Below are 14,095 nucleotides of genomic sequence, written 5' to 3' on the forward strand. Positions count from 1 at the left end.
TTTATACCCTTTAGAAAAATGAGTGTTTACGTATTGAGCGCGCTAACAGCTTCATCAATTGTGCCATGGATTGTAAAGACTTTATCCAAGCGAGCCAGTTGTAAAACACGCATGGCACTTTCAGAAATATTTGCCAGTGCAAAGCCCGTTGTGTTGCGCCGCCCGGTCTGGAAAGCCTCAACAAGGCTGGCAATGCCTGAACTGTCAATATATGAGACATCAGCCATACCCACCACAACGGCTTGACCATTATTGACTTGTTCTAACAGGGCTTGGCGCAGTTGCGGAGAGGTTTCTAGATCAACTTCACCGCTCAGTTCAAAGATGATAACGCCGTTTTCTTCACGTTTTGTGAGGTCCATTTTTTCTTAGCCTTTATTCAATTCTATATTTTTAACTAATCTTAGCAGGTTTCCTTCGCCTTGTGTGGGGCGAAGATACTGCACATCGTCCATAACTTCCTGAATGAGGTGCGTGCCAAGCCCGCCGGGGCGTAGTTCTTCTAAATCACGTGGTTTGATAATGCCCGGTGCAACCATGGGGGCAAAATCACGCAGGCGAAAGACCAGTCGGCCCGGTCTTTGGCGCACGGTCAGTTCAATCTCTTCATCACTGGACCCGCCGTAAGCATGGCGAATGACATTCTGACAGGCTTCATCCAAGGCAAGCACGACATCGGTTGTGGTCTGTTCATCACAACCGACTTTTAAACAGGCTTCGCGCACGCAGGCACGCGATAGTTTCATCCAGCTGGGGCGCGCCGGGAATTTAAAATCAATCAGCCATTCCCCATCGGCTTCTTCGATTTGTTCACTATCATCAAAGCTGGCTTTAACTTCAATCTCGTCATCTTTGCGAAGCGAATCGGTTAAGGCTAAAACCGTCACATCATCGCGCAGCTTCTCACCACTTTGTGAAACCGCCTGCACAAGGTGATGGAGCTGGACCTTTAAGGGTTGGTCCTGAAAGGCATTCAGGATTTTGCGCACCCCGATTGTATCTAATGGCGCGCCGCTTTGGGTATAGCCCTCTGTCAGACCATCAGTATAGATATAAAGAGAGCCGCCTTTTGGGAAAATTTGTACTTCTTGATAAGCCCCATCCTCACCGGGCATGGGCGGCACAATACCAAGGGGCGGGCCATCTGCGCCAAAGGTTTCAAATTCATCATCTTGATGAAGCACAACAGGTTCATGGCCTGCGTTAGACAGGCGGATTAATCCTTCACATCCCGGTCTTGGATCATAAATCCCGGCAACCATGGTGACAAACATGCCATGGGCGGCGGTCTCACAAAGCTCTGCATTAATGCGGCCTAAAAGCTTGCCCGGGTCGCGCACCGTTTTGCCCAGACAGCGAAATAAGGAGGCTGTTTTAGACATGAGCAAGGCTGCATTGATGCCTTTGCCTGATACATCACCAAGGGTAAAATAAAGCCGACCATCGGGCAGGGTGAAATAATCAAAGAAATCACCGGAAACACCGCGCGCAGCTTTATTAATACCAGCGATTTGTTCTTCAGAAGAGCTGTTTTCATCTGGCAAAAAACGCCGTTGAATTTCAGCGGCCAGTTCAAGCTCACGTTTGACACGTTCTTGTTCTACAAGGGCTTTAGCCATGCGCGCATTGATTACCGCAAGGGCAGCTGAGGCGGCTAATGTTTCTAAAACCTTTAAATCGGTTTCACCAAACAGGTCATCGTGGTTTTTCTTATTCACCAGCTCAATGGCACCGACGCAACGGTCTTTTACGCTTAAAGGCGCGCAGAGGATGGAGCGGGTGGTGAAACCCGTTTGGTCATCAACTGCACCATAAAAGCTCGGATCATTTTTAACATCGCGCACCAAGGCCCCTTCATTGGCAGCAACAGAGCGCCCAACGATACCTTGACCATATTCAAGGGTGAGTCCGGTAATTTCGGTTGCGCCATAACAGGCCACACAGGTGATGATCTGGGAAGTTTCATCTAATAAGAAGACAGCGCCGCCTTCAGCCTCTAGATAATCGGTGATTTCACACAGGGCAGTTTGCAGGGTTTCATCAACATTTAAGGTGTTGGCAAATTCTGCTGTCATGCTGGCGAGCAGGTTGATCTGCTCTGCAATGCTGACGGGGATTGTATCGTCATGTGTCTTTTCCATGGCGCTACTATGACCGGATTATTCTTAAACGAAAAGGAGAAGTTTAAGGCTTTGCCCATTTTCCCGTGGAGCCAATTTATTGTTTCTAATGGACTCTCGCTTTGTTTTTGTATTTTAATAGACAAAGAAAATAAATGGTTGTGGAGGGGCACATGTTTGAGACAGCGGAATTAGGGCGTTCGATTTCTAAAAAAGAATTTGAAGCAGAGGTTCAGGATTTACGAACAGAACTGTTAGGCATTCAACAAGACCTCAGGCAATGTGACTTCCCTGTTGTTATCGTTATGGCTGGTGTGGATGGTGCTGGTAAAGGCACCACGGTGAATTCTTTAAATGAATGGATGGATTCACGCTGGATTGATAACAATGCCTATGTGCGCCATTCTGATGAAGAATCGGAACGTCCGCCTTATTGGCGCTATTGGCGCGATCTACCGCCTAAAGGCAAGCTCGGTATTTTCTTAAGCTCTTGGTATAGCTCGCCTCTGCTGGATAATGTCTATGGCACCATCACCAAGGCAGAATATGATGAAAAGCTCGACCGCATTAAAGCGTTTGAGAAAACCTTGGCAGATGATGGGGCATTGATCCTGAAATTCTGGATGCATCTGGGCAAGGATGAGCAGAAAAAGCGCTTAAAGAAACTGGAAAAAGACGAACTTCAGTCTTGGCGGGTGAATGAAAGTGATTGGAACCATTGGCGCCTGTATGATCAGTTTATTGATAGTGCAGAGCGTCTGATTATGCGCACCTCTAAAGGTCATGCACCTTGGTCTATCGTGGAAGGGGTTGATCCGCGTTATGCCTCTTTGACCGTTGCCAAGCAAATCCGCGATGCGATTGTGCGCCATATTGAGTTGCGCAAAACACAAAAAGAAGCCTTGGCTCAACTTAAGGCAAAACAAGCAAGTGAACCTGAAGTCGATGCGGGCAAAGCCAATAAAGACGCCCCTGTTGAACCATTGCCTTATCCAACGGTTCTCAGCAGTCTTGATATGAGCCAGAAGGCGGAGAAAGCGGCCTATAAAACGGAACTGAAAGCCCTTCAGGGTCGCCTTAATATGTTGTCGCGCAAGGCAAGCGAAAGAGGGGTTTCGACCGTTCTTGTATTTGAAGGCTCAGACGCTGCTGGTAAAGGCGGCAATATCCGGCGCATTACCACGGCCCTTGATGCGCGCAGTTATAAGGTTTTGCCTTTTGCAGCGCCCAATGATGACGAGCGTGCGCACCATTATTTGTGGCGGTTTTGGCGTCATATGTCGCGCGCGGGGCGCATGACGATTTTTGATCGCTCATGGTATGGGCGTGTGCTGGTGGAGCGTTGCGAAGGCTTTGCGCGTGAAGATGAATGGCGTCGTGCCTATGGTGAGATTGTCGATTTTGAAGATCAAATTGTTGATCATGGCACGGTCTTGTTGAAATTCTGGATTCATATTGACCCAGATGAGCAGTTAGCACGGTTTAAAGCGCGTGAAGTGACGCCATGGAAACAGTGGAAACTGACAGATGAAGACTGGCGTAACCGTGAAAAATGGGCGCTTTATGAAGAAGCGGTCAACGATCTGGTTGAAAAAACCAGCACTTCAAACGCACCATGGACTTTGGTGGAAGGCAACGATAAGAAGTTTGCCCGCCTGAAAGTTCTGCGCTCAGTCTGTGATGCGCTGGAAGCACGCTTGGCAAAGAAGTAAAGACTTATGGAACGGGCTCTTATTGATAAGGTGCAATAAGAGCCTGTCCTTCAGGGGATTGAAGGGTCGTGAGTATATGGTGGTTAAACTCAGCCAGATCATTATCGCTAAAGGCCTTATGGCTTAGGGCTGCACCAATATTTACAAAACCTACTGCACCGGGCAAAAGCGTAACTTTTCTGTCAAGGCGCTCATTGCGTATAATATAAGGGCCGGTGATGGAGCCAATAATCACCCCGGCAACCTGCTTTTTAGTTAAGCTGGATAAGCAGGTGGCATAGTCTTTTTCCAAGATCATATTTTGCGGTGTGAAGATAAGGGTGGGATAGGAAAAACCAATAATGCCACAGATACCATGTTTGGCAAATCCAGATAAGTCGTGTGGTTTGCCTTGAGTGTGGGTGGCGATATTCAGCTTTTCAACAAGAATAGGGTCACTGTAATGGGCGTTTTTCTGGCGTTGTGGGGTGGCAAGAACAGAAAGGGCAACATCGATTTTACCGCTATGAAGCCATTTATACATACGACCAAACGGCATGGAGCGAAAAACAACGCGATGGCCCATTTTTTTTAAAGCTTTTATGGCAATGGTCGGGATAATCCCGCCAGCGCGATCACCATCGCGAAAAACCAGTGGCGGGTTATGAGGAATACCCACTGTAATGTCTTTTGCCTGTCCCGTCGGTGCCTTTAGGCAGAGGAACAGTAGAAGGTTCACCAAAAAAAAGAATGTTGTTTTTTTACTCATATGCTGGGGAAGCCTATCTAAGGGGAAGCCTGATGAAGAAAGTTGTTCCTTTTCCTTCTTCAGTTTCAAAATAAATCTTACCTTTGTGTTTATTGACAATCATATCATAACATAAGGTCAGCCCTTGCCCGGTGCCGCGCCCGACCTCTTTGGTCGTGTAAAATGGTAAAAAGATATTATCTTGAACATCTTTTGGAATACCCGTGCCATTATCAGAAATTGTGATGAGGCAATGGTCTTCATTGAGGGCGCTGGTAACTTTTAAGACGCCCTTGCGCTCAGTTTTGTGGTCTTCAATGGCATGGGTGGCATTGATGATTAAATTCAGGATCACCTGATTGATTTCGTTATAATATCCCATGACCATACAGTCACCGTCATGTAACTGTTCTTCAACACGGGCAATATGTTTCCATTGATTGGAAGAGATGGTTAAAGCACGTTTAAGGCAGCCATTGATATCAACTTGGCTCTTATCTTTTTGCCCACTATGGTTAAATTCTTTCATGGCGCGCACGATGTCGCTGATAATGGTAAGGCCTTCAGTTGTTTCTGTAAGGCAGCCGTCTATTTCTTCTGAGATAAAATCCAGATCAAGTTCTTCAATTTTTGCTTCAACCCATTTGTTGAACTCTTCAGTGTTTTGGGTGTCACTGTCTTTTGAGAGTTGATCTTTTAGACTGTTTAGAAAACTCACATAGCGTTTTTGTGCGCTATTCATAAAATGAATGTTAGAACTGATATATTGAATAGGTGTGTTGATTTCATGGGCAATCCCACCTGCGAGATGGCCGATGGCTTCAATTTTCTGCGCTTCTAACAGGTTACTGGCGAGTTGCTTGTTTTCTTGGTGCAGGTCTTGGCGGCGTTTCATCAACTGGTTGAAGGAATGGATGACCATGGCGATTTCATCTTTCTTCTCCCAGCTGATTGGGGTGGGGAAGTTGTCATGCTCGGTTTCTTCAATGGCCTTGACCATCCGTTTCAACGGTTTTTTGATCATTTGTTGGCTGATATAAATTGCGCCCAAAATAATGGAGATGCAAATGATCAACACGATAGGCAGGTTTTGAAGCACACGTGTGATAAAGGCCTCAAAAATGTATTTGTCGGTGAAGAAAATTTGAATTTTACCGATTTCTTCTCGGGCGCTGTCGGTTTGAAAATAAATAGGTTCTTCAATAAGGTTTGCGTTTTCGCCTTGTTCTTGGTGGCCTTGCTGGATAAAGACTTGCGCGTCTTCATCCCATACAATAATGCCAGTCACACCGGGATGCACCAGCTGGCTTTCAATGAGCTTTCCAAGGCGCCGTTTATCTAAATTCCAGAGATATTCACCGCTCAGCGCAAGAAGGTCAGCGGTGATGCTCTGTTGGGCTTTCTTATATTGTACTTTAGTTTTTTGATAGTCTATTCCCTCAACAAGAAGGATGGAAAGAACAGCAAAAAAAATGACTAAGGGCAGAAAGACGCTAAGGAACTTTACTTCCAAGCGATCATAAAAATTGAGCTTATAAATTTTGGATGTTTGATCAGTCATTACAGATTACATCAAAGGCTTATTGATAAGGACTGACAAGTGTTTTCCATTCATTGCGATGATTAGCAAGTGTCTGATCTAAAAATGCTTTCAGCTCTTTATGGTGATTGATCACCAAAATTCGGCGCTTATAGGATGAATGTTTTTTAGGTGCGATGAAGATGTTTTTATAGTGGGCATTTTGTGACTTTTCAAAATGGGCACTGGATGTGGGCATCAACATACAATCGATATCGCCATTGATGAGTTTTTCAAGGTTATCTAGATGGTTGTCTGAATTAACACGACGGATGTTTCCGCCTTTTTCGATATAAGGGTCAATGTCAGGATAGTTATGGCCATGTAACCCGCCAAATATCATGCCCTCAAGGCTTTTTGCACCATCATACATCACCGGTTTTACTTTGGTTGAGAGAATGGAGTTGCCATCATTTAGCAATGTCTCAGCACTCCAGAGGTATTTTGTCTCTGCCTTATCTTTAAACCAAGCGGGGTTGACCCAAGGCACAATGGCGAGTTTTTTACCTGTGATGACCTTATTTACCCGAGGGCGAGAGCTGGGTGAAACTGTAAATTTATACTGTCCGTCTGATTTGTTTGTCAGGAATTTTGCCAAGTCATGCGTGAGCCCCGTTTCATTGGAAATAATAAAAGGAGGATGGGTATGATAGGTGTAAATTTTGACTTCCTTGGCAGCCTCTGCATAAGAATTTTGATTAAAGAACAGAGCTGTGAATAAAATAATGAGACTTAGGCAACGGTACATCATGGTGTTTCTCAAAGGTGGGAGTGCAATAAATATCTACAGGTTTTGTTCCATACCCAGTGATAGGGATATGGTATTCATTAAATCATTAAGTGGAAATGGTTTGCTGAAAAAGGGGATGCCCATTTCTTCAATGTTTTTTTGGTCCTTTTGGTGACAATGACCGGAGAGGACGATGGTTTTAAGCCCGGGAAAATGATTTTGTAAATGGGTAATGAGCGCGAGCCCATCCATATCAGGCATTTTGATATCTGTAACCACAAGGTCGATATCACTATCTTCTTCAAGCAATGTTATCGCATCGGTTGCTTTATCGCGATAATGAAAAGTCCAATCAAGCTTACTTCCATAAAGCTCCCGACGGATTCCATTGAGAATTTTTTTCTCATCATCAATGAAAAGAATATTGTACATATTTTTATTATTCCAAGTTTACTTCGCTAGAGACTCAGCATTTGCACTCTATCATGTGATGTAAAATTGAATATCCCCATATGGGAACTAGGGTTTTTACCTTATGGGTCAAGCCCTTAAACAAGAGCATCCATAAATTCAGCCAGCTTGATATCTTTTTCGCTGATCCCGCCTGTGTCATGGGTGGTGAGCGTGACTTCAACCCGGTTATAGACATTAAACCATTCTGGGTGATGGTTCATTTTTTCAGCCTTGAGGGCGACTTGGGTCATGAAGGCAAAGGCCTGATTGAAATCTTTAAATTTAAATGTGCGCACCATGGCATCGCGCGCTTCAAGGCGACTCCAATGTGTAAGGTGGGATATGTCGATCATGATATGTACCTCCATCTTTCATATAGGGAGGCTTTGAAAGTTTTCAAAAAGAGAGTACAATAATTGCATAAAAACAAACCTTTGTCTTAAATCAAAGGAGGGGGCGATGGGTGTTCTCAAGACATTAAAACGCAAAGACCTTTATCGGGCCTGTGATCCGAAGATTTTTGAGTTCACAACGACTGATGAACTGGATGATCTTGATCAGTTTGTCGGGCAAGACCGTGCGCTGGAGGCTGCAAAATTTGCCATTGGTATGCAGGGTAATGGCTATAACCTGTTTGCCTTTGGGCCACGGGGCACGGGTAAAAGCTCACTTGTGTTGCGCCTGTTAAAAGACAAAGCACAAGACAAACCCGTTCCCAAAGACTGGGTCTATGTAAATAATTTTGACCTCCCCCACAAACCCAAAGCCATCTCGTTTGAACCGGGCAAAGCGCGTGGTTTTGCCGATGCCATGGATCAATTGGTCGATGACTTAAAAGCCACCATTCCTCAAGCTTTTGAAAAAGAAGAATATCGCCAACGTCGCGATACGTTAGAGCAGAAATATAAGGATGTTCAGGAAAAAGCCTTTGGGGATTTTCAAGAACGTGGTGAAAAGAGAAATATCGGCCTGTTGCGCACGCCCACAGGCTTTGCCCTTGTGCCTTTAAAAGACGGCGCGATCTTAAAGCCGGAAGAATTTCAGTCGCTTAGCCAAAAAGACCAAGATGCGCGCAAAGAAGCCATCGATGAGCTGCAAGAAGAACTCACCCAGATTGTTGAAGACTTGCCACGCATGGAAAAGGAATATCGCCTTAGCGTGCGTGAACTTAACCGCGAAGTCACCCAATATGCGGTGGAACACCAGATTATGGAGCTGCGCAAAGCCTATAAAGGCCATGAGTTGGTTGAGGCTTATTTGGATGATGTGGAAGAAGACGTGATTGAAACCGCAGATGATTTCCTCCCCCAAGAACAAAATAATCAGGTGGCAGGCTTGGCGATGCTCGGGGCCAAACCACCGGACTTTAGCCGTTTTCAGGTCAATGTGATTGTGGATCATGATGAAAAGGCAAAAGGCGCGCCCATTGTTGAAGAAGACCATCCCACATTGCCCAATGTGGTCGGGCGCATTGAAAGTATTGCGACCTATGGCACGCAAGTCACAGACTTTACCTTGATTAAGGCTGGTGCTTTACATCAGGCCAATGGCGGCTATTTGATGCTTGATATCCATAAAATCCTCATGCAGCCTTTTGCGTGGGAAGCATTAAAACGTATCTTGCATGCCAAATCCATTCGCATTGAATCCGCAGCTGAAAGTTATGGTGTGGGCTCCACCATGATGTTGGAGCCTGAACCCATTCCGCTAGATATTAAAGTGGTGTTATTGGGTGACCCACAGCTTTATTATCTGCTTAATCATCTTGATCCGGATTTTCATGAGCTGTTTAAGGTCGCGGCTGATTTTGATGATCGTATGGAGCGCAGCAATGATACCATGTGTACTTATGCGCGCCTGATCGCGACCTTTGTGCGCCAAGAAGGTTTACTTGCGCTTGATCCACCCGGTGTGGCGCGCATTGTGGAACATGGCTCACGCCTGTGTGAGGATTCTGAGCGTTTAACCACCCATATGGCAAGTATTGTGGATTTGGTACGCGAAGCTGATTATTGGTGCCGTGAAGATAAGCAATGGGTGATTTCAAAAAGCCATATTGAAAAAGCGATTGATGCAAAAATCTATCGTTCTGATCGTATTCGTGAAAGGATTTTAGACGAAATCCACCGTGGCACCATCCATATTGATACGGAAGGGGAAGTGGTCGGCCAGATCAATGGCTTGGCTGTATTGCAGCTGGATCATTTCATGTTTGGCCGCCCGTCGCGCATTTCATGTACGGTGCGTATGGGCCGGGGGGAGATCGTGAATATTGAGCGTGAAGTGGCTTTATCCGGCCCGCTTCATTCCAAAGGGGTGTTGATCCTAACCTCATTTTTGGCCCATCGTTTTGCCAAGGACCGTCCGTTATCTCTCACTGCCAATATCGTGTTTGAACAATCTTATTCCAATATTGATGGCGATAGCGCTTCATCAACCGAGCTTTATAGTCTGCTCTCAGCCCTTGCTGATGTGCCGATTAAACAGTCTTTGGCGGTGACCGGGTCAGTGGATCAATACGGTCATGTTCAGGCCATTGGCGGGGTGAATGAGAAAATTGAAGGCTTCTTTGATGTCTGTATGGCGCGTGGCCTTAATGGTGAACAAGGGGTCTTGATCCCGCAAGATAACGTCAAACATCTCATGTTGCGCGAAGATGTGGTGGAAGCTTGCGAGCGTGGTGATTTCCATATCTATCCGGTGAAAGATATCGATCAGGGCATTGAGATTCTCACAGGCGTTCCTGCCGGTGAATTGGATGAACATGGTCAATATCCAATCGGCACGATTAATCGTCTCGCTGCTGTGCGGCTTATGTCCTTTACACGGCGCTGGTTTGAAATGGCGCGGGTGGGGGAACATTAATTCGCAAGAATGACGCTGTAATGTTCTCCTTTCAAACAATATCCTTGCTCTTGCCCCTTGAAAGCGCTAAACGAAAGCAACAGTCGGCTTGATGCTTAGAGGCAGAGCCCTTTTGTTTGATGCTGTAAGGCAAAACACCCACTGATAAAGAGATTTACAAACATGTCTGATACTCCTGCAATTATGATCTGTGGTCACGGTAGCCGTGATGATGGTGCTGTTGAAGAATTCAATCTGCTGGCAAAAAACCTGCGCGAACGGTTTCCCGATCGCGATGTGGAAAGCGGCTTTTTAGAATTCGCCACACCAATTATTCGCACAGGTCTTGATAAGCTGGTTGAGCGCGGGGCAAAACAGATCCTTTGTGTGCCGGGCATGTTGTTTGCTGCAGGCCATGTAAAGAACGATCTGCCCAGCGAAATTAATAATTTTGCTGCAGAACATGAAGAACTTGATGTGCGCTTTGGTCGCGAGCTTGCCATTGATCGCCGTTTGTTAGAAGTCTGCCAGCAACGTATCGAAGAAGCTGAAGCGGCTTGTGAAGGCGAGGTTGATCGTAAAGACACTTTGTTGATGGTTGTCGGGCGCGGCACAAACGATAGTGATGCCAATTCCAACGTGCATAAAGTTATGCGCATGTTGTGGGAAGGTATGGGCTTTGGCTGGGGTGAAGTCTGTTATTCAGGCGTTGCTTTCCCGCGTGTGCCAGAAGGTCTGGAACATGCTGCCAAGCTTGGTTACAAGCGCATCATCACGATCCCTTACTTCCTGTTTACAGGTATTCTGGTTCAACGCATTTATGATCAGACTGATGAAGTTGCGGCCCAAAATCCTGATATTGAATTTGTAAAAGCAGGCTACCTGAAAGACCATCCATTGGTGATTGATACCTTTGTGGACCGCATTGAAGAAATGCTCAGTGGTGAGAACAATATGAACTGTCAGCTGTGTAAATATCGCGAGCAGATCATTGGTTATGAAGGTGAAGTTGGCACGGCCCAAGTTGGTCACCACCACCATGTGATGGGCATTGGTACAGATGGTGATCATGGTCATCATCACCATGATCACGGACATGGGCATCACCATCACCACCATGGTGATGAAAAGTAACTTCGTTAAATGTCATCCTCGATTTCATCGGGGGTGACAAAATGGAATGGGTCCATGACCTCACTTTTTGACAGCTACATTATGGTTGACTGGTCTGCTGCCTCGACCCCAAAAACCGGGGCCGACAGCATCTGGTATTGTCTGATTGAACGCCGCGGTGGCAAGCTGGTTGAAGTCGCCCTTAACAACCCACCGACCCGCGAAGCTGCCATGAAAGACCTTGCAGATCATTTAAGTGATCTGGCGGCGCGCGGGCTTAAGGTGTTGGTGGGCTGTGATTTTGCCTTTGGTTATCCAAAAGATTTTGCCGCAAGCCTGGGCTTAAAAGATCAAAGCTGGGCAGGCGTGTGGAAAGAGCTTTTTGCGTGCATTAAGGACGGGTCGGATAATCACAACAACCGTTTTGAAGTTGCCGCTGAGTTTAACAAGAAAATTTCCGGCACCACCGGGCCTTTTTGGGGGTGCCCAAAAGCACGCCAGACCCAGTTTTTAGAAAGCAAAAAGCCTTATATGAACCCGCTGACCAATGAGATGCGTTTGTGTGAACAACGAATTTCTGGGGTAAAGCCTGTTTGGCAATTGCTCGGTACAGGTTGTGTGGGCTCCCAAACCATGATGGGGATTGCCCATTTAGAAGGTTTGCGCCGCCATCCTTGGCTGGAAGGCCAAATCAAGGTCTGGCCTTTTGAAACAGGACTTTCATGTGAAGCACTTGGCGAGATCACCTTGGCAGAAATATACCCCTCGCAAATTAAAGTCTCTTCGCTTGGGGATTTACCCAAAGACGGGGTTCAGGTGCGCACCATGGCACGCCATTATGGGGAGCTTGATCAAGTCGGTGAGTTAAACGATTTGTTTAAAGGGGATGAGAATTTAAGTGAGCAAGAACGCCAGCTTGTGGAAAAAGAAGAAGGCTGGGTTCTGGGTGTGGGCAAAAATGAAAAAGACCAAGCCTTAGAGTGGCTCAATAGTTATTTGCGCCTGCCTAATGATATCTATCGCAAATCCCAGGAAATGATCGAGCAGGATATTGATGTCTCGGGCTTTGATGAGGAAATGCGCGATGTGGCCATCCGTATGATCCATGCCTGTGGTGATGTGGATGTGGGGGTGGATATCGCCTATAGTGAGGGCGCGGCGACCAAAGGACGTGCAGCACTTGAAGGCGGCTGTCCCATTTTGGTTGATGTGGAAATGGTCTCTCACGGGATTATTCGCAAACGATTAGCCCATCACAATCCGGTTGTTTGCACCCTAAATGATGCACGCACGCCCGCCAAAGCAGAAGAGCTCGGCACGACACGTTCAGCAGCGGCTGTGGAATTTTGGGGGGAGTGGTTAGAAGGCGCTGTTGTGGTGATCGGCAATGCACCAACGGCACTTTTCCATTTGGTGCAAGGCATTTTGGATGGGCATTATGCTAAACCTGCCTTGATCATTGCTTGCCCGGTTGGTTTTGTTGGTGCGATGGAGTCTAAAGAAACACTGATTGCCTTGGCCCAAGATATTGATGTGCCTTATATTACGCTACGCGGCAGACGCGGTGGCAGTGCCATTGCAGCCTCTGCGCTGAATGCCTTGGCAAAAAAGGGGATTACCCAATGATCCATATCATCGGTATTGGTGAAGACGGCCTTGAGGCCCTTTCTTCAAGCCTTAAAGAACTTATCTCAAACGCAGATATTTTGGTCGGCGGGGTGCGCCACCTTGAAATTGTAGAAAGTGAGGCGCGCAAAATTTCATGGGGTGTGGGGCTTTCCAAAGGCATTGATGAGATCAAGGCCAACCGTGAAAAGGGCGTTGTGGTCCTTGCAACGGGGGAGCCCATGTGGTTTGGCATCGGGGCAACTTTGCTTAAACATTTTGAGCCTTCTGAAGTTATGGTTCATCCTACCTGCGGGGCATTTTCCTTGGTAGCCGGGCGCATGGGCTGGGCGATTGCAGATTGTGTGACCATGACCATTCATGGTCGCCCGCTTGAAAATCTCAACCGATATGTGGCAAATGGGGCAAAAATTCTCGTGCTCAGCCGCGATGGAAAATCCCCGATTGAGGTCGCGGACCTTCTGGCAAAATATGGCTATGGCGACTCCCATATCACGGTTTTTGAACATATGGGGGGGAAGGCTGAAAAACGCCTTGAAGGCACGGCTACAGGCTGGACGGCAAAAACGGCTGATCTTAACACCATTGCCATTGAATGTATTGGCGCCCATGATGCGCGCCGCCTGCCCCAGACTTGCGGGCTTGAGGATGATCTTTTTGAACATGATGGGCAACTTACAAAACGTGAAGTGCGCGCGGTGACCTTATCCACATTAGCGCCTCAAGCTGGCGAGCTGCTGTGGGATGTGGGGGCCGGTTGTGGCTCCATCGCCATTGAATGGATGCGCGCCCATGAAAAATGCCACGCCATTGCCATTGAACAAAATGATCACCGCCGCTCTATGATTGCCCATAACGGGGCGGCCCTAGGCGTGCCAAACCTTGAGATTGTGGATGCAAAAGCACCAGAAGGTTTAGAAGGTTTACCCACGCCGGATGCCATTTTCATTGGTGGTGGGATTTCGAAAAAAGGCCTGCTTGAAACCTGTTGGGCGGCCTTGCCTTGCGGGGGAAGGCTGGTTGCCAACACAGTAACACTTGAGGCAGAGCGCGAAATGTTGCATTTTGCCGATAAAATTGGCGCGCGACTGACCCGCATTGCCATATCCCGAGAAGAAAGCGTTGGACGATTGTCAGCCTTAAAGCCCATGGCCCCTGTGCTGCAACTTTTTGCGATTAAGGAATAAATGA

12 protein-coding genes are annotated in these 14,095 nt (G+C 46.8%); 5 read left to right on the forward strand and 7 right to left on the reverse strand.

Features of this window, described 5'->3' with window-relative positions:
* Positions 1-26 precede the first annotated feature (26 nt).
* The gene (locus tag MTBPR1_RS12700) at positions 27-362 is read right to left on the reverse strand and encodes an STAS domain-containing protein (protein ID WP_069189388.1); all 336 of its coding nucleotides are present in this window, start codon (positions 360-362) and stop codon (positions 27-29) included.
* A gap of 6 nt (positions 363-368) precedes the next feature.
* Complete coding sequence (locus MTBPR1_RS12705; protein ID WP_069189389.1) at positions 369-2,141, reverse strand: ATP-binding SpoIIE family protein phosphatase; 1,773 nt, start codon at positions 2,139-2,141, stop codon at positions 369-371.
* Positions 2,142-2,293: 152 nt separating this feature from the next.
* Between MTBPR1_RS12705 and pap the strand changes: the two genes are divergently transcribed.
* Positions 2,294-3,832: a polyphosphate:AMP phosphotransferase gene (gene pap, locus MTBPR1_RS12710; protein ID WP_069189517.1), complete on the forward strand. Its 1,539-nt coding sequence runs from the start codon at positions 2,294-2,296 to the stop codon at positions 3,830-3,832.
* Positions 3,833-3,851: 19 nt separating this feature from the next.
* Here the strand turns inward: pap and MTBPR1_RS12715 are convergent, their stop codons facing one another.
* From MTBPR1_RS12715 to MTBPR1_RS12735, 5 genes are all read right to left on the reverse strand, one after another.
* The gene (locus MTBPR1_RS12715; RefSeq protein ID WP_069189390.1) at positions 3,852-4,580 is read right to left on the reverse strand and encodes a substrate-binding periplasmic protein; all 729 of its coding nucleotides are present in this window, start codon (positions 4,578-4,580) and stop codon (positions 3,852-3,854) included.
* A 13-nt stretch (positions 4,581-4,593) separates the two neighbouring features.
* Positions 4,594-6,120: a sensor histidine kinase gene (locus MTBPR1_RS12720; protein ID WP_069189391.1), complete on the reverse strand. Its 1,527-nt coding sequence runs from the start codon at positions 6,118-6,120 to the stop codon at positions 4,594-4,596.
* Positions 6,121-6,139: 19 nt separating this feature from the next.
* Positions 6,140-6,889 (reverse strand): hypothetical protein, encoded by a 750-nt coding sequence (locus tag MTBPR1_RS12725; RefSeq protein WP_126465229.1) that lies wholly within the window; start codon positions 6,887-6,889, stop codon positions 6,140-6,142.
* Between the two features lie 33 nt (positions 6,890-6,922).
* On the reverse strand, positions 6,923-7,300 hold the full coding sequence (locus MTBPR1_RS12730) for a response regulator (protein ID WP_069189393.1): 378 nt from the start codon (positions 7,298-7,300) through the stop codon (positions 6,923-6,925).
* 116 nt (positions 7,301-7,416) lie between these two features.
* Entirely contained in the window at positions 7,417-7,674 is a 258-nt protein-coding gene (locus MTBPR1_RS12735; protein ID WP_240492898.1) for a 4a-hydroxytetrahydrobiopterin dehydratase, read from the reverse strand.
* Between the two features lie 106 nt (positions 7,675-7,780).
* Between MTBPR1_RS12735 and MTBPR1_RS12740 the strand changes: the two genes are divergently transcribed.
* From MTBPR1_RS12740 to MTBPR1_RS12755, 4 genes are all read left to right on the forward strand, one after another.
* The gene (locus MTBPR1_RS12740) at positions 7,781-10,186 is read left to right on the forward strand and encodes a Lon protease family protein (protein ID WP_069189395.1); all 2,406 of its coding nucleotides are present in this window, start codon (positions 7,781-7,783) and stop codon (positions 10,184-10,186) included.
* 162 nt (positions 10,187-10,348) lie between these two features.
* Positions 10,349-11,299: a sirohydrochlorin chelatase gene (locus MTBPR1_RS12745; protein ID WP_069189396.1), complete on the forward strand. Its 951-nt coding sequence runs from the start codon at positions 10,349-10,351 to the stop codon at positions 11,297-11,299.
* Positions 11,300-11,353: 54 nt separating this feature from the next.
* Complete coding sequence (locus MTBPR1_RS18495; protein ID WP_240492899.1) at positions 11,354-12,904, forward strand: precorrin-8X methylmutase; 1,551 nt, start codon at positions 11,354-11,356, stop codon at positions 12,902-12,904.
* A complete protein-coding gene (locus MTBPR1_RS12755) occupies positions 12,901-14,091 on the forward strand; it encodes a bifunctional cobalt-precorrin-7 (C(5))-methyltransferase/cobalt-precorrin-6B (C(15))-methyltransferase (RefSeq protein ID WP_069189397.1) in 1,191 nt (396 codons plus the stop codon). Before MTBPR1_RS18495 ends, MTBPR1_RS12755 begins: the two co-directional genes overlap by 4 nt.
* Positions 14,092-14,095: the final 4 nt, after the last annotated feature.

The organism is Candidatus Terasakiella magnetica (assembly GCF_900093605.1).
In the GTDB taxonomy this organism is placed as follows: Bacteria; Pseudomonadota; Alphaproteobacteria; order Rhodospirillales; family Terasakiellaceae; genus Terasakiella; species Terasakiella magnetica.

Excerpts from the sequence above, each read along its gene's own strand:
- MTBPR1_RS12700 (WP_069189388.1), bottom strand. The coding sequence starts at position 362 with ATGGACCTCACAAAACGTGAAGAAAACGGCGTTATCATCTTTGAACTG.
- MTBPR1_RS12705 (WP_069189389.1), bottom strand. The coding sequence starts at position 2,141 with ATGGAAAAGACACATGACGATACAATCCCCGTCAGCATTGCAGAGCAG.
- pap (WP_069189517.1), top strand. The coding sequence starts at position 2,294 with ATGTTTGAGACAGCGGAATTAGGGCGTTCGATTTCTAAAAAAGAATTT.
- MTBPR1_RS12715 (WP_069189390.1), bottom strand. The coding sequence starts at position 4,580 with ATGAGTAAAAAAACAACATTCTTTTTTTTGGTGAACCTTCTACTGTTC.
- MTBPR1_RS12720 (WP_069189391.1), bottom strand. The coding sequence starts at position 6,120 with ATGACTGATCAAACATCCAAAATTTATAAGCTCAATTTTTATGATCGC.
- MTBPR1_RS12725 (WP_126465229.1), bottom strand. The coding sequence starts at position 6,889 with ATGATGTACCGTTGCCTAAGTCTCATTATTTTATTCACAGCTCTGTTC.
- MTBPR1_RS12730 (WP_069189393.1), bottom strand. The coding sequence starts at position 7,300 with ATGTACAATATTCTTTTCATTGATGATGAGAAAAAAATTCTCAATGGA.
- MTBPR1_RS12735 (WP_240492898.1), bottom strand. The coding sequence starts at position 7,674 with ATGATCGACATATCCCACCTTACACATTGGAGTCGCCTTGAAGCGCGC.
- MTBPR1_RS12740 (WP_069189395.1), top strand. The coding sequence starts at position 7,781 with ATGGGTGTTCTCAAGACATTAAAACGCAAAGACCTTTATCGGGCCTGT.
- MTBPR1_RS12745 (WP_069189396.1), top strand. The coding sequence starts at position 10,349 with ATGTCTGATACTCCTGCAATTATGATCTGTGGTCACGGTAGCCGTGAT.
- MTBPR1_RS18495 (WP_240492899.1), top strand. The coding sequence starts at position 11,354 with ATGACCTCACTTTTTGACAGCTACATTATGGTTGACTGGTCTGCTGCC.
- MTBPR1_RS12755 (WP_069189397.1), top strand. The coding sequence starts at position 12,901 with ATGATCCATATCATCGGTATTGGTGAAGACGGCCTTGAGGCCCTTTCT.